Origin of the sequence: Roseiconus lacunae (genome assembly GCF_008312935.1) — a bacterium.
Taxonomy (GTDB): Bacteria; Planctomycetota; Planctomycetia; order Pirellulales; family Pirellulaceae; genus Stieleria; species Stieleria lacunae.
This window is the reverse complement of sequence record NZ_VSZO01000002.1, coordinates 337,813-356,696: the sequence shown is the minus strand read 5'-3', so window position 1 is coordinate 356,696 and position 18,884 is coordinate 337,813. Positions and strand designations below refer to the sequence as shown.

Below are 18,884 nucleotides of genomic sequence, written 5' to 3'. Positions count from 1 at the left end.
CGCGAGGCCGACCCATCGTCGTGCGTCTTGGTGAATTCCCCCGATAACGGAACTAGACGACCAGATCGCTGATTCAATTCAAGTGTTTCGTCAGCATCTGAAATTCGGATCGTCTGTGAAGTGACGGCGTCGCATCATGGACTCGATGTTAGCCAACTTGTGAGCCGGCGGCGCCGGACGGCGCGTACGGTTTGTTGCATGGTTCTTGCAACGTAGGCCCGACGCTAGCGCGTCCGGCTCGTGGTTATCGCCACATTCTCAAATGCCCTAATTGCCAAGGCCTGGCGGAAAGCCCTGGAATCCTCCGGGCGGGCCCGCGGCGGGATTGAAGCTGGGAGCCGCAGGGGCGGCGTCTTCGCTTTCAAACAACTCTTCGCGGCTGATTCGCAGCTTGGAATAAGTCGCTTCGGGGATGACGTAATACCAATCGGCAAACCGCTCGTTAAGAGTTTTGCTTTGGAGTTGAGCTTGCTGAAGTTTCTCTTTTCGTTCTTCCAGCTTGCGCTCATTCTCCTTCGTGATCTTCTCTTGAACGGCAGCCAATCGTTCCAGCTTTTCTTCCTCGGTTTCGGCAACCGGCTGTTCCGCCATCGCGGCAGACTGTTCAGACTCAGAATCTGACGCGGTGGGGGCCTCAGCGTCGGATTTCGCTGCGGTTTGATCCTCAGCCGGTTGGTCCGTATCGGCTTCGTTGGCAGCGTCCTCACCCGAAGGAGTCTCGGTTTGGTCGTCAGCAGCATCCGCTTGTGGCTCTTGGCCTTCACCGGTCACCGTTGACTCGCCTTCACCGCTGACTTCGGTTTCGCCGGCGTCATCGGCGGTCTCCGTGGGCGATTCAATCGTTGATTCACCGCTTGCTGAATTATCTGCCGCCGAATCCTCTTCGGCCATCTCCGCTTCGGGGGCAGCAGCGGTGGCTTCCTCGTCGGTCGAACTCTCTGGGGTATCGGCTTCAGCTTCGGTCATATCCGCTTCGCTGGTTTCCGTTTGGTTGTCCTCTGTGGTCGCGTTCGCATCGGTCGCCGGTGCGGGCGGATCTGGTTGAGCAGGCGTAGGATTCAGCTCGGGGGCGTTTGCGGCAGCCGCTTCGGCTTCGGCACGATCGAGCGCATCGAGTTCTTCGATTGTTTGCGGGATCGGTTTGAGATCCGGCGGCGGGAACTTCGAATCATCAACTTCGGTGGTCACCATGAGGTAACGATTGACGCCACCAGCATCACTTTCGGACTCGTCTTCGTCGTCACCATCCGATTTTTCGGCGGTGCCACTGATGTTGCCAAACCGCAGGATGTACTTGACGCCATCCTTAGTCGTTGCGGTCAACTCACCATTCGCCGAAAGGATTTCGATTTCACCATTTTCGCCGAGCGGAACAGGAATGAATCCGCGGGCGGCCAACTGTAATGCCGAGTCATTGTCGGAGGCAAAATCCTTGTCTGCCTTTAAGTTGGCACTGATACCTTCGGGCTTTCGATTGACGTCGACGAAACGTAAGTCATCGAGCGCGTTAGCCAAGTCGGTCATCTTTTGGCCGTTAAGGCTTTTCCCATCTTCGATTTCGACTTCACTCGGTTCAGCACGAGGGTTTGTCTTGTCGTATTCTTTCAGTGAAGCGAGCTTCCATGTGGTACCGTCTTTTTCCAATTCGACGACATAGTTTTGATCAATTTCGACTCGTCCTTGGAGTCCCAGGTTGGCACTGTAGTCATTGATTTCAACGTTCTCGACATCGATACTGCTCAGTTGCAGCAAGTCCTCTTCGATCCAATCTTCGAAGTCGGTCGTCAAGGGTTGGTCGTCCAACGCGACGACATAGACCGGATCTTGACCCGGCTTACGGACGTAGATCTGACCTTCCTGCCCTTTGACTTCACCGCCGATGATCAAAGACGCCAGTGCTTGCTGTGACTGGTCTTTGAATGTCACCAAACGACCGACGCCTTCGTCGCCGACATCCAGGGTTTCAAGTTTGGGTTCAACGACGCCCATTCCCGAATGGTCTTCGGGGTTGTCGGTCGGAACGTCCAAGACCTTCAGACCGACGAATGCGTTAGCGGCGTCCTTCATCTGTTCGACCGCATCGGCCGGGTAGCCGCCTTTCGATGGAATCGTCCAGACGCCGGTATCGGAATCCTTGCGAACTTCGAAATTCTTCAGTTCGCCCAGCGTTTCGTTGAACGTAACGATCTTTAAACTCGACGCCGCGAGCGCATCTTTGAATTCGGGAAAGAGGAATTCGCCGACGAACCTACCGTAGCCATCTTCGCTTTCGTCATTCGTTTTGGGCCAGACGACAATTGCGGCGATCAAAGCGGTGGCCAAGGCGACGCCCCAAAAGATCCCAGTTTTGTTGGTTTCGTTCACCGTCAAATCTCTTGATTAAAACGTTTTGCTTGGAGGTGTTGGATTGACTCGCCGGCGAAGTTTGAACCGGCGGGTTTTAGTTTGGTAGTGAGTTTCGAACGGACTATTTCAGTCGAGCTTTACTGATGTGTTCCCGTTCTCGCAGACGTCGCGAGGCGAACACGCAAACGCCGACGACTAATGGCGGAATGCAGGGTAAGGCAACCGCGTACGCTTTCACTTGGTTTTGAATCGCGGTGATCTTCTGATCCGATTCTCGCTGAATCCGAGCGATGTTTTGTTCGCCTTCGCGTTCCGCCTTGGCTCGTTTGACGTCCAGGGCTCGTTGAAGTTGACTTTGGATCGTTTGGAACTCGATCGATTTGGCGCTCATCACCGACTGCGGGATGTTGCCGCTTTCGCTCTTCTTTCTTAGTTCCTGGATCTCTTCTTGCAAGTCTTGCAACTCACGGTCCATCGCTTCTTCTGCTTCACGAACCGCGGCCTTGCTTTGTTCCTGAAACTCCTTGCGTTTCTTGCGAACTTCTCTGCTGGCGACCTCCTTTTCCGTGTCGATCATCCGCAGGCTGGCGAAGTGTGGTTCGTGTTTGCGAACCTCGATAAAGTCGGTTTCGCCAGTCAACCAGTCAATGATGTTCAGCAAGAATGTGACGTTCTGAAATTGGAAACGAAGCTCCGCCGCTTGATTGGGGTCGGCACGAATTTGCAGGAACACCTCAAGCATCAGATCGGTATCGGCGACGTAAGCCGCTTTGATCGATCGCGCATTGGACTTGGTTGTCTCGGGATCGGTCCCCTCCGCCGCGTCTTCCTCCGATGACTCGGTCGTTGCCGCTTCACCTTCGATTGTCATCGCCATCACCTGATTGGGATCACTACCCTCGATGGCGTTGGCGAGGCCGGCCATACCGGTTTGCATGAGCTGATTGAGCTTGGCGACGTTGAGCGTTCCGCTAACCGCGCCGGTGCTGAGCAGTGGCGTGTGCTTCAGCGTCGCGTCCTCGGCCGGTGCGATTGTTCCGCCGTAGAGCGCGAGTACTTGTCGCAACCCGTCGGTGATCGGGCTTTGGGAACTCAACGCCTGTCCGGCTTCGACACCCGGTGCGTTTTCATCAATGAATGCCCAAAATGGGTCGACGTTCATTTCCAAGTTCGGGTACGGATTGTAGTCCTGCCAAACGATGTCGCAGTTGTAATAGGGGACGCCGGCTTGACCTTTGCTTTGCAGTTGCAGGACGTTCCAAAGTTCGCGGATGTCGCCTTTGGGTTGTTGTCCGCCGCCGCCGAACATTCCACCACCGGATTGCTTCGGCGAACCAGTCGCGGTGATTTCTGGTCGAGCAAACGGAAACGGGTCTTCGAAGATGGCCGTCGGGATCCCCGATTGAAGTGCTTCGAGGAGTCGTTCGAACTGAGGCGGCGCGAGTGAGGAAGGTTGGACGACCAGGAGTGCGTCGTAGACTTCCGGGTCGACCGGAGCGTCCAAATTGATCTCTTCGACGTCGTATTGCTTGCTCAATTCGTCGATCAAGGGGTGTTTTTCGATGCGCCGCATTTGCATGCCAGCCATCGAAACACCGCCCATCAATTGGGCATCGGTACGGACAACACCGAGACGTTTTCGTTCGCCACGTGCGACGGTGTTGATCGAGCGGACGAGTTCGTATTCGACTGGAATCCCGTATTCGAAAATCGGTACGACGACCTTTTCAAGGCCGGCCCGGAATGCGGCCCCCATGATCAAGCGTTTCTGTTGAAATGAACCCTGCTCGCGAACCATTCGTGTCACCGGTTCGATGCCGAATCGTTCCGAGGCGAGAGCGGCTTCTTCGCTAAAAAGGTCGATGTCGTCTTGAAGATTGACTTCGATGGTACGGCCGTTCGCAGCCGCTTCGCTACGGAATTCTTTCAGCAAGTTGATCAGTTCGTATCGCGTTCGGGCGTACATCTCGGGGATGTCTTTGCTGATGAACGCGTCGATTTTGATCGGGCGATCCGATTCCAGGTTGCGGATCAATTTGCTCGTCGCCGGTGCCAGCGAACTGACTTTGCCTTCGGTCATGTCAAAGCGTTTTGGATCGCGGTGACGGAACAGGGCGACGGCACTGGTCGTGATCAAGATCAACGCCAGGATTCGAGCGACGTAGTGATACGCCATCGTGTTGCCGTCTTTACCACCGGTCCAGTGACGGCGGCCGATCAGCACCATGCAAGCGTAAAGCGCAACGACGGTGACCAGGACAAAGTAGGTGATCGACGAAACACTGATCACGCCGCGACCAAAGTCATCAAACGGACGAGCGATACCGCTCGCTTGGACCGCTTCGGTCAGGTTCACGCCAAACACTTCACGATTGGGGACGACCGAATCGGCAAGCGACGCGAACGCGAGCGGTGCATTGAACAATGCTCCTAAGACAAACCCAACGGTCAGGTTACCTGTCAAGAACGACGCCACCATCCCGATCGCGATCATCGTGATTCCGACGAACCAATATCCTATGTAGGTAGAAAAGATCAGACCGGTGTCCAAGCTGCCTTCGGTAAGCACCGTCAAGGTGACGAAGGTGCTCAACTGGCTGAACAGCAACGACGCGGTAAAAATCGCGGCGGCTGCCATGTACTTTCCGATCACGATGTCAAAGTCATCTGCCGGTAGCGTCAGCAACAATTCGTCCGTTCCCGCCCGTTTCTCCTCGGCCCAGATGCTCATCGTGATCGCCGGGATGAACACCAGCATGATCAACGGGTACCAATAGTTAAGTTGGTCGAGCGTGGCCAGGTTTTGGTTGAAGAACTCATAAGGCCAAAACGCGGCGACCGACGTCAGAAAAACAAAGATGCACAGGAAAACGTAACCGGTCGGGTTGCTAAAGTAGCCGACAAAGTTCCGCTTCATCACCGCAAAGGCGGCGCGTTTGGTTCCTGCGATCAATCCAAAGATGGCCAACACGACGCACATAAAAATGGCGTCCATAATGACCAGATTCAGTAACGCATAAAGGCTGTCGTTCATATCGAATCGAGCAGAAGTAGTGGGGGAATTCGGAGGATGCGGGTAGGGATCACCGGCGTAAATGTCGGCCCGCCAAATGGTCGGAAGGGCATCGCCGGGGCGATGGATTTTTTATGCGGATTCTGCGGAGGCGTGGGCGTCGCTATGGGTCAACCGATAGAACGCTTCGTCCAGGTCGTTGTCGCCGCGAACCCGTAAGCCCTCGACGTCTCCGCTGTACACCATGCGGCCTTCGTTGATCATGACGACTCGGTTGGCCATCGCTTCGACTTCTTGCAAAATGTGAGTCGAGAGCAGGATCGTTTTCGTTTCGGCCAATTTTCGCATCGTTTTACGAACGCCGCGGATTTGGTTCGGGTCTAGACCGGCGGTCGGTTCGTCAAGAATCAACACGTCCGGATCGTGAAGCAACGCTTGACTCATCCCGACCCGTTGCTTGAAACCCTTGGAAAGCTTGCTGATCGGTTTGTACATCACCGAGGAAAGGTCGCAGATGTCGACGACCGCTTCTATCCGATCGCGTTTCTTCGCACCAACCAACCCGCGGGCTTCGGCAAAGAAGTCGAGCATTCCCGACGGAGTCATCTCCATGTACAGCGGCCCGCTTTCGGGGAGGTAACCCAGGTGCCGGCTACCTTCGATGCGCTCGTGCATCATGTTGTGGCCAGCAATCCGTGCTTCGCCCTCGCTGGGGGCGATATAGCCGGTGAGCATCTTCATCGTCGTACTCTTGCCGGCACCGTTGGGCCCCAAAAATGCGACGAGTTCACCCTGCATGACTGAAAACGTCACTTCACGCGAGGCGGCGAATGGGCCGTAGAACTTGCTCAGTCCGTCGGCTTCGATCATCGGACGCCGCTGATCGTTCTCTAACATGATCGTCCTGTGTTGTGGAATGAGATTCAGACGTTAGCCGACACCTACGCCGGATGCCCGAAGAGGGTTCAGCCAAAGATAGAAGAATTTTCTGGCCGAAGAGGTAGGAGGGGGGGGCGGTTCGGCGGCGAATGCGAAGGACGCGTCGTTTCGCTTGTGCGATGCCTTTGAAGGAAGGCGGGGGCGTGACATCGGCGGTGATGCCACGACTTTCGATTTCCGGCTTGCCGCCAGGATGGGCCGGAGCCCGAATTCTCCCGCGGGCAGAGTGATTGCCTGACCCACACGCGAGCGTTCTTTGGTGAGCGCGACGGCGCGAGCCGCACGGCCAATACGTCTTGGCGACACCAAGACGCGGCGCAATCGCGTTCGGCTCATCAGCCGCCGGGCGTTAGTCGCGGTTACTGCACCGAAACCGTCGCGAGCACCATGCGGCGAATCCTAAAATCAAAGGTTGACGAAGCACGAATGCACCGTTCCTTGAGCACGATTTCCTCGAACGCGACTGAAACCGCCTCGCGGCATCCATCACTGCGGTAAGGACACCGATCGCAGGACCGAAGCGTATGCCCGGCTGACGTTGTCCCGAATCCGCTGCACCGACACTACGTTAGGCGTTGAGGCCTTCGCGTTCGATGATGACGTCCGCGCCGGGGGTCAGCGCGCGCAGTTTGCGAGCGACTTCGCCCTTTTCCATCGAGCCGGATTTGGCACGAGCGAGCAGTTTTGCCACTTTTTTGCGGCGGGTTCGTAGACGACGGATCTCGCGACGGCGTTCGATGCCACTTGGCATAGGATGCTCCAAAAGCGGGTATTTACGGGGTTGTTTGTATTTGGGCCGCGAAGTTTAGTCGGTTTTTGCTCGCGGCGGAACTCGGTATCCGTGGATCAGGCCTTCTTCTTGGCCCCTTTTTTCTTCGACGCCTTTTTCTTAGCCGCCTTCTTTTTGGTGGCCTTTTTCTTGGTTGTTTTCTTTTTAGCGGCTTTCTTTTTCGTCGCTTTTTTCTTGGTCGCCTTCTTTTTCTTTTTCTTCTTTCCGCCTCCCTTGGCGGCCCGCTCGGCGAGTAGGTCGAGGGCGGTTTCGAACGTCATCTCCTTGGGGTCTGTCCCCTTGGGCAGCGACGCGTTCGTTTCGCCGTCGGTCACGTAGGGGCCATAGCGTCCGTCGAGCACTTTGACCTCGCCTTCGGTGACCGGCGATTTATTTTCAAAGATTTTGATCGGTTCCTTCGGGGCGGAGCGTCCGCGGCGTTTGGGTTCCCGCAGCAGCTTGATCGCTTCGTCGAGTGTAACTTCCAGTGGCGAGACGCCTTCGGGCAACGAACGCGTTTCTTTTTCGCATTTGACGTACGGCCCATAGCGTCCGTCGAATGCCTGGATCGGTTGGTCGTTGTCGGGGAAATTGCCCAGCGTTCGCGGCAGCTCGAGCAGCTTACAGGCCATTTCCAGGCTTAGGTCTTCGGCCGACATGCCACGCAGCAACGACTGGTTTTTCTTTTCCGGGTCGTCAGGCTCACCCAATTGGATGTAGGGGCCAAAGCGTCCGATTTTGACGTAAATCGGCTTTCCTGTTTCGGGGTGTGTCCCCAAAGGCTCTTCTTCGATCTGGCCGGCTTCGAGCAATTCGAGGGCTTTGGTAAGGTCCAGTTCGTCAGGCGGCATGCCGTCCGGGATCGGTGCCTTGCGTTCGCCTTGCTCCAAGAATGGGCCGTATTTGCCAACGCGGACGAATACCTCTTCGCGAAATTCGCCTTCTTCGGGCACTCCGACCAAGAAGCGGGCGGTCTTTCGCGGATCGATTTCTTCGAGCTTTTTTTCCAGTCGCGGTTTCAAGGCGACATTGTGGTTGACCTTGCCGGTGGCGTTAGCGATGTTCTGATCGGCGTCGGCCGCCGCTGCTTCGTCACCAAAATAGAACCGACGCAGATATTCCAGTGCGCCGCCTTCGTTACGACTGATGGAGTCCAGGAAGTCCTCCATGTCGGCGGTAAATTGGTAATCGACGAGCGTTCCAAAGTGCTCTTCCATCAACCGCGTGACGCTGAACGCACGCCAGCTCGGGACGAGGGCGTTGCCCTTTTTGTAGATGTAATTACGGCGTTCGTCGGTGATGGTGCCAATGATTGACGCAAACGTACTGGGGCGACCGATGCCTTTTTCTTCCAGTGTCCGGGTAAGAGAAGCTTCGGTGAACCGCGCCGGCGGCTGAGTCGTGTGGCTCTTCGGATCCATCGACTTCGGTGCAAGCGGATCGTTCTCGCTGACGTTGGGAAGCAACCGTTCCTTGTCGGCCAATTCCGCTTCCGGATTGTCACTCCCTTCGACGTAGGCACGCAGGAACCCTTCAAACAGAATGCTGGTTCCGGTTGCGGTGAACGTTGCTTCACCGCCTTCGATGACGACGCTGATCCGTTGTTTTTTGGCGTCCGCCATTTGGCAGGCGACCGTTCGTTTCCAAATCAGATCGTAAAGTCGGAATTGGTCGCTATCTAATTTGCCCCGGACCGATTCGGGGGTTCGGAAACTGGTTCCCGCCGGGCGGATCGCTTCGTGGGCTTCCTGCGCATTTTTGACCTTGCCTTTGTAAACACGCACGTCCGGATGCAAGTAGTTTTCGCCGTACTCGCTGCGGACAAGCGATCGAGCCGCCGAGACCGCTTCCTTGCTGAGTATCGTGCTGTCGGTACGCATGTACGTGATGTAACCGTTTTCGTACAGGCGTTGGGCGGCATTCATCGTCCGCTTGGCACCGAAGCCAAGTTTGCGGTTCGCTTCTTGCTGAAGCGTGCTGGTGGTGAAGGGGGCTCGCGGCCGTTCGGAAAACGGTTTGACCTCGACCTTCGTGACCGAGAATGCGGTGGTGCGAAGCCGTTCGGCGAGATCGTTCGTTTCCTGCTCGGTAAGCAGCAACAGGTTGTCACGGGTCGGCTTGCCCGTCTCACTATCGAAGTCTTTTCCTGCCGGGACGCGTTTGTCTTGGTAGCGGGTCAGTGTGGCGACCATCGATTCGTTGGCTTCGGTATTGAAGACAGCGTCGATATCCCAGTAAGTCGCGCGGACGAAGGCCATCCGCTCCCGTTCGCGTTCGACAATCAGCCGGACGGCAACACTTTGGACACGCCCGGCGCTGGTGCCTTTTCCGACTTTTCGCCACAGCAATTGCGACATGTCGTAGCCGTAGAGACGGTCGATGATCCGGCGGGTTTCTTGGGCTCGGACCAATCCCTCGTCGATCTGGCGGGTGTGCTCGAGTGCGTCCCCGATCGCCTCTTTGGTGATTTCATGGAAAACGAGGCGGTGGACCGGGACTTTTGGTTTGAGCAACTCGTGAAGGTGCCAGCTAATCGCTTCTCCTTCGCGGTCTTCATCGGTCGCGAGATAGAGGCTGTCGGCTTCCTTGAGTGCCGCCTTCAGCATGCTGACGTGTTTTTTCTTGTCCGTTGGGACGATGTACAACGGCTCAAAGTCTTCGTCGACGTTGACCCCCAGGTAGGCCCAGGGTTTGTCGCGGTACTTGTCCGGGACGTCTTTTTTTCCTTCGGGCAAGTCGCGAACATGTCCAATGCTGGCCTCGACCTGGTAACCACTGCCCAGAAATTTGGAAATCGTTCGTGCTTTCGCGGGTGATTCGACGATCACCAGACTCTTGCCGCTGCTCTTGGCCATTAAAAAGATGCTCTGCTCAGGAAGGCTCTGTTGCAGGAATGCTGCTCAGGGACGGTAGAACGGAACCGGTCGGTTTAGTGGTAGCGGGGGTAACCTACCTTCGTCAATCCGCTCTGTCCGAATAAGATTCTCTCGGTCGGCTGTCCGCGACCAGAGAGTTTTTCACAAAGACAAGCGATTTTTCGAGTCGTCGGCAATTCTGACCCCCGACTTGGAAAAAGTTTGGAAAGTCGGCAAGTATCACAAACTGTCCGCGACTGGTGAAGCTGGAACGTTTACAAAAGCGGTGGATCTGTGACGATAAGGGCGAGTTTGGCCCAATTCCCGCTTGACCCTTGAAAACTCGCGGCGATACGCTTTCCGCTTCCATTTGACCGGTTCGATTCCCTTTCACTGCTAAAAAGTCCCCGCTATGAATCCCCTGGAGCTGTTTCGACGCAATCAAAAGGTCATGATGACCGGCTTGATCCTGCTGGCCATGTTTGCCTTCGTCGTGCTACCGGCGGTTTCTCAGTACATGCGAAGCTCCGGACCGGGGATGACTGACCCGGTGTTGGCTGAATTCGAAGGCGTGTCGCTGAACGCCAGCCGAGTCTCTGCCTTTACACGAAACCACTACTCGACCGTCCAGTATTTGCGAAAGCTGGCCCAGTTGACGATCAGCCGCGGCGGAACGCCCGAGATTTTTACTGTCGATCCGCAAACCCAGCAAATTCAATCGGTCGGTATCCAGCAGACACCCAGCGACGAGCTGTCGATCCGGACCCTCCAGTTTGCGACCCTCGCCCAGCAAAAAGGCTTGGAGCTAGACGATACCTCGATCCGAAGTTGGCTGGATCGATTCACCAACGGATTGATTACCGAACGCCAACGCTACGCTCTGCTTCGCAGCGAAACGAACAACCAAATGGGTGAGTATCAGCTTCTGGACATGCTCCGCAAGCAATTGCTCGCTCAACTTTATTTCCAAGCCGCCAACGCATCGGTCAGCATCGGCGGGATGCCGTTGCTGTCGCCACTGGATCACTGGACGAACTTTCTTAAGCTGAACCAGCAAGCGACCATCAATGCGTACGGTGTCTTGGTGAACGATTTTGTTCCCAAGACAAACGCGAACCCGTCCGAATCCAGCGTCGTGGCTCTTTACGAAGCCGGTAAAGATCGTTTCCCAAACAATCAATCGCCCGAGCCAGGCTTCCGCCGTCGCGAATCGGCTAGCTTCGAATACCTGCTCGCCGATCTGCAGTCGTTCCGCGACGCCGCAGCAGAAAAGCTGACCGAAGAAGAAATTCGTGCGGAGTACGATCGCCGTAAAGCCGGCGGCGCGTTTGTCTTGCCCGACGATGTGATCACCGAGCCAAGCGTCACAGAACCCGCCACAACGGAGCCAAGCGAGGGGCAACCCACCGGTGACCAACCCGAATCGGACACGCCGGCGGCGGAGCCCGAAATGAAATCAGGGGACGCTTCGGAGAAGACGTCCGATGAAACGCCTGCCCCAGAAGAAAAACCTGCCGGAGCTGAAAAAACGGCTGAGATGGAGGGCGACGACACCGCGAACGAGAAAGCTGCTGAAGAGAAAGCTGCTGAAGAGGCCGCTCAAAAGCGAGCGATGCAGGTCGAATCTTTCGCAAGCGAGATCGAAGCGGCAAGCAAGCTCGACGAACAACCGGCGAACGAGACAGCCGAAGGCGAAGGTAAGGCAGAAGCTGACTCCGAAGAAACGTCTGCGGAAGAGACCGAAGACAATGCTTCAGAGAAACCCGAAACTGGTGAGGAATCAGCCGAAGAAGAGGCCCCCAGCGATGAGCAGCCCGCCGAGGGTGAAGCTGTCGATGAGGAAGACCAAGCCTCTCGCGTCGGCGAACGTGCCGTTCAGTTGGTTGCGATGCAAGCGGACGCTTCGACCGAAGGCGAGCAAGCACCTGCCGAGGCGGACCAAGCGACTGCGGCCGAGTCAGAAACCACCGACGAGCCAGCTGCGGAGGAAGCGGACGCACCGGCGACCGAGGAGTCTCGTTATCAGCCCTTTGAAGACGTACGCGATCAGATCGTCGAATCAATGGTCGAGGAACCGGCTCGCCAAGCCCGCGATGAGGCACTCGCCAAGGCCCGCGTCGTGATGAAGAAGTACTTCAGTCAGCGTGCGTTGACCGATGGCGACGAATCCGCGGAGCCTCCGCCGCGCCCGAATTTGGAGGCGCTCGCGAAGGACCTCGGTTTGACCCACCGTCAGATCGGACCCCACACCATCGTGTCGCTCGAAAATGAGCCGATCAACGATTCTGTCGACGAATCCACCGCACTGACCCGCCAAGCGATTCCGTTCGCGGTGATGATGTTCGGCTTGGGAGAGCAAGTGATCAAGCAGCCGAAGTTCCGCCCCATCGACACGGTCGATCTTGGTGCCGAGCGGCACTATCTGACTTGGAAAACCGACGAGACCGAAGCTTACACGCCGGAGCTTGACGACATTCGTGACGAAGTTGTGCAAGCGATCCGCATCAAGGAGGCCCGCGTTCTGGCCGAGCAAGAAGCGAAAGCGATCGCCAAGCAAATCAGTGAAGGTGCGAAACTAGAAGACTTGGTCCCCGAAGACCGCCAAGATAACTTCTACCAGGAAGTCGGGCCTTTCAGCTGGTACAACATGGTCGGCTTCGGTCAGTTCTCGATTGGCAATGTGCCCGAACTCGATTCGGTTGGTCCTGATTTTATGAAGGCGGTGTTCACGGCTGAGGATGACGAAGCCGTGGTGTCGGCCAATCAGCCCGAACGTGTTTACTACGTTGTCCAGCGTCAAAGCTTGTTGCCAACGTCGAAAGATCTGCAGGCAATCTTTAAGCAGCCGGGCCAGCGGACGATGGCAATGTTCATGCCCAGCGAAGAAGCAACCGAAATCCAACAAGGTTTCTACGACACGATTGACGAAGAAACCGGATTCATTCGTTATCAGCCCGAAGGGTTTTAGGCGTTCGATCGCTAGCTAGATCGTGAACGTAAAGACAATCGCAGGGGACCGTCGTGAAGACGGTCCCCTGTTTTCGTTGGCCGGCGGAATTCCGGTATGGGGGCAGCGGGCGTCGACTTCGTAATCACGTCTCAGTCAACGTGAACGTCATTCGCTTGGTCTGACCGTCGAAGCGAATCGCTGCAATTGCGGCGAGCGCCTTCGTTCTTTTTTCTAAGACACTGTCCGTCAGCAAGGAGCGTTCTTGTGTTTCGGACTTACGCCTGCTCGGTCTCCAGCACCAATTCAACCGGGCAGTGATCCGAACCGAGGATTTCGGCGCGGATGTCAGACGAGACGACGTTTTTCATCAGTCGTTTGGCGACCCAAAAGTAGTCCAATCGCCAGCCAATGTTCCGTGATCGCGCATCCGAGCGATACGTCCACCAGGTGTACTTGCCAGGCGACTGGTCAAAATGCCGGAATGAATCGACGAAGCCGGCATCGCAGACGTTGTCCAGTCCCGCACGTTCTTCTTCGGTGAACCCTGCGTTTTTTCGGTTAGATTTCGGATTTGCCAAGTCGATTTCCTTGTGGGCGCAGTTCACGTCGCCGCAGAAAATCACGGGCTTCCGGCGATTGAGTTTCTTGACGTAGTCCAGAAAAACAGCGTCCCACTGTTGTCGATACGGCAATCGCGTTAGCCCGCGTTGCGCGTTTGGCGTGTAGACGTTGACCAAGTGGAAACTGGGGTAGGTCGCCGTCAACACGCGTCCTTCCGAGTCGTGATTGTCGTCACCAATTCCCGCTGTGACTTTCGTCGGGGCGGACTTCGACCAGATCGATGTCCCGCTATAGCCTTTTTTGATGGCCGAGTTCCAGTAAAGGTGATAGCCGAGTTCAGAAGCCCATTCGGTGTTGACCTGGTCAGGTGACGCTTTGGTTTCTTGCAAGCACAATACGTCCGGTTGATTTTGTTCGACAAAATCACGGAGCCCCTTGTCCATCGCTGCACGGATTCCGTTGACATTCCAGGAAACGAGTTTCATCTAAATTCAGTTGCGATCGGTGAATAAGGTGGGCGTAAAAACAGTGCGTTAGATTCGCGATATCACTCGCCCGAAGCGAGGATGATTTAGGAACGGGCTTTAAGGCCGACGTCAGCCTTTGATGCGAGCTTCGTACCAGCCATCGTTGCCACGGGAGACCGAAACAGGAATGTTGAACAGGCGGCTGATTCGATCGCCGGATAATCCGTCTTGTTTATTACCGTCGAAATCTATTCGTCCACGGTCGAGTAGAACGACGTGATTCATCGGGGGAGGAACTTCGTCGAGATGGTGTGTTACCAGCACCATCGTGATCGCGGATTGGTTGGCAAGGGAATCGATGATTTCGAGAAACTTTGCTTTGGCCGTCATGTCCAAGCCGCCGGTGGGTTCGTCCAACACAAAGATTGGTGGGCGATGAACGATGGCTCGGGCGATCATGGTACGTCGTCGCTCACCGGTCGAAAGACGTCCCACAGGTTTGCTTGCCAGCGATGTCATTCCGACGGTCTTGATCGCTTGATCAACCGCGTCGGCGACTTCGCCGGTGATGTTCGGTCCGAACTCTTTCAATCTTGTCGCCGTGAAGCCACTCGCGACTGCTTCGCTGACTGTCATCCGTCCCGTTCGCCCGTGCGAAAACTCACTGTCCAGCGCCGGCGTAACGATACCCATCGACCGCCGCAGGTCAGACACCTCCCAATCGCTCCGGCCCAAAATTTTGACCTCGCCCTGATGACCGTCCGTCTCAACTGACGGATAAAAATCGCGGGTCAGTAGCTTCAGCAACGACGATTTTCCTGAACCGTTGGGACCTAAGACAGCCGTGTGTCGTGACTTTGGAATCGTCGTTGAAAGCCGATCCAAGATAATCGTTTGTTCGCGTCGCACGGTGACATCACGAAGCTGGATCAATTGGGGCACGTTGTCAATCGCCGTTGTTGTCAGGATAGAGGTCAAACGGAAAGCGAACGTCGCGATCGTTGCTGTGCGTTCGTTGTACAATAACCCGCCATCTTCGACTTCCCCACCCCATTGAAACCTTCCATAGGCCTCAACCGATGCACCGAGCCATTCGACTTGCCCTCATCCTGTTCGCCGGGGTATTCGCCTCCGCGATCACTCGTGCGGATGATCGACCTCCCAATGTTTTGATGATCGCGATCGACGATTTGAACGACTGGGTCGAACCTCTTGGTGGTCACCCACAGGTGAAAACCCCGGCGATGGCTCGACTCGCCGCCCGTGGGGTCACGTTCACCAACGCCCATTGCCAAGCTCCGCTTTGTAATCCGTCGCGAACTTCAATCATGACTGGTCGCCGCCCAACCAGTACCGGTGTTTATGGTTTGGCGCCTTGGATTCGCAACGTCGATGATCTGCAGGATCTCGTGACGATGCCTCAGCACTTTGCGTCCAACGGTTACAAGACTTTGATCGGTGGGAAGATTCATCATGGCGGCAACGGTCGTGGCAAGAACGCGGCTAAAGAAGCCGACGTTTGGGGGCCGCCGGCAAAAGTCGGCGCGCGTCCAAAGCAGAAACTGATCGGACCGACACCCGGCGGCAACAATCCGCTGATGGACTGGGGAACGTTTCCTCACCGCGACGAGGACAAAGGGGACTGGGAAGTCGCGTCTTGGGCGACTGAGCAACTGGAGCAATTGGCCGGCCAAACAGACAAACCGTTCTTTCTCGCCGTCGGCTTTTTCCTGCCGCACGTCCCCTGCTATGTGACGCAGCAGTGGTACGACATGTATCCCGAAGAGAGTCTGGTCGGTCCACCGATTTTGCAGGGTGACCGGGACGATACCCCGGAATCATCCTGGTACATCCATTGGTATTTACCCGAACCGCGGACGAGTTGGTTAGAAGAAAACAACCAACTTAAGAACTTGACGCGCTCCTACCTTGCTTCGATCAGTTTCGTCGATTCCCAAGTCGGGCGGATTCTTGATGCGTTGGAGTCGAATGGTTTGGCAGATTCGACAATTGTCGTTTTGTGGAGTGATCACGGTTATCACTTAGGTGAAAAAGCGATTTCTGGAAAGAATTCACTCTGGCGACACTCAACGCGGGTTCCTTTGATCATTTCAGTCCCCGAAGGATTGACGGAACTCGAGTGTTCGTCTGGGAAAAAGTGCAGTCAGCCGGCGGAATTGTTAGACCTTTATCCAACTCTCGCAGAGCTAGTTGGCATTCCCGTCCCTTCGAATCAGGAAGGTCTCAGCTTGGTCCCGCAGTTGGTCGATACGCAAGCCACGCGTCAGCGTCCCGCCATTTGTACTCACAACGCTGGTAACCACTCGGTCTGCGATACGCGGTGGCGATACATTGTGTACGCCGATGGGGAACAGGAGTTGTACGACGTATCGATTGACCCACTTGAGCACAACAATCTGATCGATGACGGAGTGTTGACGGACGAGCAAAAAGCGGCGGTCAAACGATTGTCATCGTTCTTGCCGGACGATGAAGCGCCCCTTGCACCGGGCAGTGCTCACCGCATTTTGGAAAAACGCGGCGACGGATTTTACTGGCAAGAAAAGAAAATCGTTCCTCAGGATGCGATGAAGTAACTTACCAAGTCGTTTTACCTCACGGAGCAGTTTCTTCTACGAAGCGATCGCTTCTAAGACGTAGTCGTTTTCACTCCCAGACGACCGAGCAGGATTCCTGCGGTTAGCAAGACCGCAACGGCGAGCAGCAGAACTGATCCCGCGATGATGTACTTAAAGCTGGACCGATTTTGAAACAATTGATTCCATGTCAATCGTTGGTTCGCGTCGATGCCTTGCAGTGATGCCATCGTGATCGGCGATCCCGCGTCGGGGCCGGGGCCGAGCGGCGTGACGGTGCCCGCAAATAGCTTTCCGTCGTCTTGGTGGCATTCGACGCAGCCCTTCGCGCCGAGTGCCCATCCGGCCGGTCGGACATTGTGGGCGATCGGCCACTGGATCATATCGATCGCATCGGTGTCTTCGATCTCGATTTTCTCTAGTGTGTTTTCTTCGTCTGTGGCGGCGTATACGAAACCGGCAGAAACATAAACCGCTTGCGCCGCGCCGGTTTCTTTTTCGATTTCGCGAAGTGACGCCCAGACCTTTTCGGCAAACAAGGCTTGGCCGGCTTCGCGGACCGCAGCGGAAACGTTTGCCGCTTCTTCGGCGGTCCACTCGTCTTCTTTGGTTCGGTAGCGATCCTCGCCCAGCAGTTCCTTCAATTCGGAGCTTTTCAATTTGGGTTCCAGGATGTCCTCGGCAAAGCTGTTCCGGACTCGCAACGAGCGACGTGTGATGTCGTATAGCTTATTGGGATCGATCGGTTGGATCTTGCTGCCTTCGATGGTTGCCCAGTAGGCCGGCCACATTACGCGGTGGGGATAGATTCGCCCGTCGTTTGCTTTGGCATAAACCGGGCCTTGAATTCGTGGGAGTTCTTCGCCGCTACGATGTGCTTTTTCGCCCAGTGAATGCGCCAGCGAAGTCATCATGCCGAGCGCTTCGTCACGTGGGATGGGGCCCGCGTGGCATGCGGTGCAGGAGAGTTTTTCAAAGTGCAATGCGGGCAGTCCCGCGTGTCCGGGTAGCGGCGACCCCAAGCGTCCGGCGAGATCTTCGGTGGAGAATTCGTCGTGTCGTTCGTCTTTCGCATGTTCGTCCTCGGTGCCGAGGTGACTGGTGGCAAACTCGGTTCCCAAGTGACAACCCGCACACGAGAGCGTCACCATCGATTTGCCGCTGGGATGGTCCTCGCCGGGGAAGCCGCGAACGATGTGATGGTCGATTCCGTTGCGATGGCAATCGACGCAATTCATTCCGCCACGCAAGTGAACGTCTTGATCGTGGGGCCAGCGAGCTTGGATGCCAAAATCGTCACCGTGGCCGGCAGCGTCATTGGGCGTTGCAAGGTTGACAGTTCGTTGGCTATGGCACTGATAGCAAGCGTTATTTTCAGGTTGTCGGATCAGATCAATGAACACGGTTCCGTCGGTCGCAAATCGCCGCGCATCGTAGGTCACTTGCGGCATTCGCTTTTGCGTCGCTTCGTCGTTCGGATCGGATCCGTCTTTAATTCGAGACACGTCGCCTTTGATTTCGGCGATGCGGAGTGCCGCGGTCGCCGCCCAGGCGAAGTTTTCTTTCGCGATTTGCTCTCGCCGCTGGTTAAAGTCATACGACCCAGAGACGCCATGGCAGGCCAAGCAATCGATTTCGAGCGATCCGGTCAAGCCCCAACGCGACGGTGATTCGGGAGCCCCTGACTGGCCTTCGTTTGATGCTGCGTTCGCTTCATCCGGTGCCGCTTCGTCAGGCGTGATGGGTTCAGGAGGTGCCCCGATGGGGCCGCCGGGAAGGCGTCCCCCGAATTGCTTGACCATTGACCAGCGATCGATTCCAAGTTTTCTTGGGTCAAAGCTCTGCTTTCCGTCGCGATAGGAAAGTGGAAGTTGGGTTCCGGTACGAGCATCTGTCCAGATCCACGGTTCACCCTCGCGACCGTCGGCCGTGTCGGCCATGAACGCATTGAAGTGCCAACCGTGTGAGATCGTATCGTAGTCATGGCAGCGCCCACACGTGTTGACGCTTGAATAGGGCGTCGTCGAATCGGGGTCGATGCGTTTGTTGCTTGCGTCGTAAAGATGGATATGGTGCAGGAAACGGGCATTGCCATCGTGATGGGCATACTTGCTGTCGCCGGCGGCATCGCATCGATCAACGGGGACGAAAACGCCCAGGAACAATGCGCCCAGGAACACGGCGGCGGACGAAAACAATGCGAGCGTGGTGCGGTTTTGGGGCATCATGTCGTAGTCGTTGACGATCGAAGCAACAATTTGGCAGCGACGGGGAGGTCGTTCGAACAAACCGTCCCCCATTCACGCCCATCGAATTCGGGAACATAATTGGGGCATCGCCGGCGCACCACCCTTGCTGGCGAGATCGTCCGGCAAATGGCGGACGAA

10 protein-coding genes are annotated in these 18,884 nt (G+C 56.1%); 2 read left to right on the top strand and 8 right to left on the bottom strand.

Features of this window, described 5'->3' with window-relative positions; genetic code table 11:
- Nucleotides 1–267: 267 nt before the first annotated feature.
- From FYC48_RS07620 to topA, 5 genes are all read right to left on the bottom strand, one after another.
- The gene (locus FYC48_RS07620) at nt 268–2,364 is read right to left on the bottom strand and encodes a DUF4340 domain-containing protein (RefSeq protein ID WP_149496095.1); all 2,097 of its coding nucleotides are present in this window, start codon (nt 2,362–2,364) and stop codon (nt 268–270) included.
- Between the two features lie 103 nt (nt 2,365–2,467).
- Complete coding sequence (locus FYC48_RS07615) at nt 2,468–5,380, bottom strand: Gldg family protein (protein WP_149496094.1); 2,913 nt, start codon at nt 5,378–5,380, stop codon at nt 2,468–2,470.
- A gap of 111 nt (nt 5,381–5,491) precedes the next feature.
- Nucleotides 5,492–6,256 carry an ABC transporter ATP-binding protein gene (locus FYC48_RS07610; protein WP_149496093.1) on the bottom strand — a complete coding sequence of 255 codons (765 nt, stop codon included), beginning with the start codon at nt 6,254–6,256 and terminating at the stop codon, nt 5,492–5,494.
- 610 nt (nt 6,257–6,866) lie between these two features.
- The gene (locus FYC48_RS07605) at nt 6,867–7,049 is read right to left on the bottom strand and encodes a DUF6800 family protein (protein WP_149496092.1); all 183 of its coding nucleotides are present in this window, start codon (nt 7,047–7,049) and stop codon (nt 6,867–6,869) included.
- Nucleotides 7,050–7,144: 95 nt separating this feature from the next.
- Nucleotides 7,145–9,922, bottom strand: coding sequence for a type I DNA topoisomerase (topA, locus tag FYC48_RS07600; protein WP_149496091.1), 2,778 nt, complete (start codon nt 9,920–9,922; stop codon nt 7,145–7,147).
- A 412-nt stretch (nt 9,923–10,334) separates the two neighbouring features.
- On the opposite strand from topA, the gene FYC48_RS07595 reads away from it, so the two are divergent.
- The gene (locus tag FYC48_RS07595) at nt 10,335–12,890 is read left to right on the top strand and encodes a hypothetical protein (protein WP_149496090.1); all 2,556 of its coding nucleotides are present in this window, start codon (nt 10,335–10,337) and stop codon (nt 12,888–12,890) included.
- Nucleotides 12,891–13,147: 257 nt separating this feature from the next.
- On the opposite strand, the gene FYC48_RS07590 is transcribed toward FYC48_RS07595, so the two are convergent.
- Together FYC48_RS07590 and FYC48_RS07585 are read right to left on the bottom strand one after the other, a co-directional pair.
- Nucleotides 13,148–13,918: an exodeoxyribonuclease III gene (locus FYC48_RS07590; protein WP_149496089.1), complete on the bottom strand. Its 771-nt coding sequence runs from the start codon at nt 13,916–13,918 to the stop codon at nt 13,148–13,150.
- A 111-nt stretch (nt 13,919–14,029) separates the two neighbouring features.
- Nucleotides 14,030–14,842, bottom strand: a complete 813-nt coding sequence (locus FYC48_RS07585; RefSeq protein WP_160149383.1) for an ABC transporter ATP-binding protein — start codon at nt 14,840–14,842, stop codon at nt 14,030–14,032.
- Nucleotides 14,843–14,979: 137 nt separating this feature from the next.
- On the opposite strand from FYC48_RS07585, the gene FYC48_RS07580 reads away from it, so the two are divergent.
- Nucleotides 14,980–16,497 (top strand): sulfatase, encoded by a 1,518-nt coding sequence (locus FYC48_RS07580; RefSeq protein WP_149496087.1) that lies wholly within the window; start codon nt 14,980–14,982, stop codon nt 16,495–16,497.
- 53 nt (nt 16,498–16,550) lie between these two features.
- Here the strand turns inward: FYC48_RS07580 and FYC48_RS07575 are convergent, their stop codons facing one another.
- The gene (locus tag FYC48_RS07575; RefSeq protein ID WP_149496086.1) at nt 16,551–18,797 is read right to left on the bottom strand and encodes a cytochrome c3 family protein; all 2,247 of its coding nucleotides are present in this window, start codon (nt 18,795–18,797) and stop codon (nt 16,551–16,553) included.
- Between the last annotated feature and the right edge of the window lie 87 nt (nt 18,798–18,884).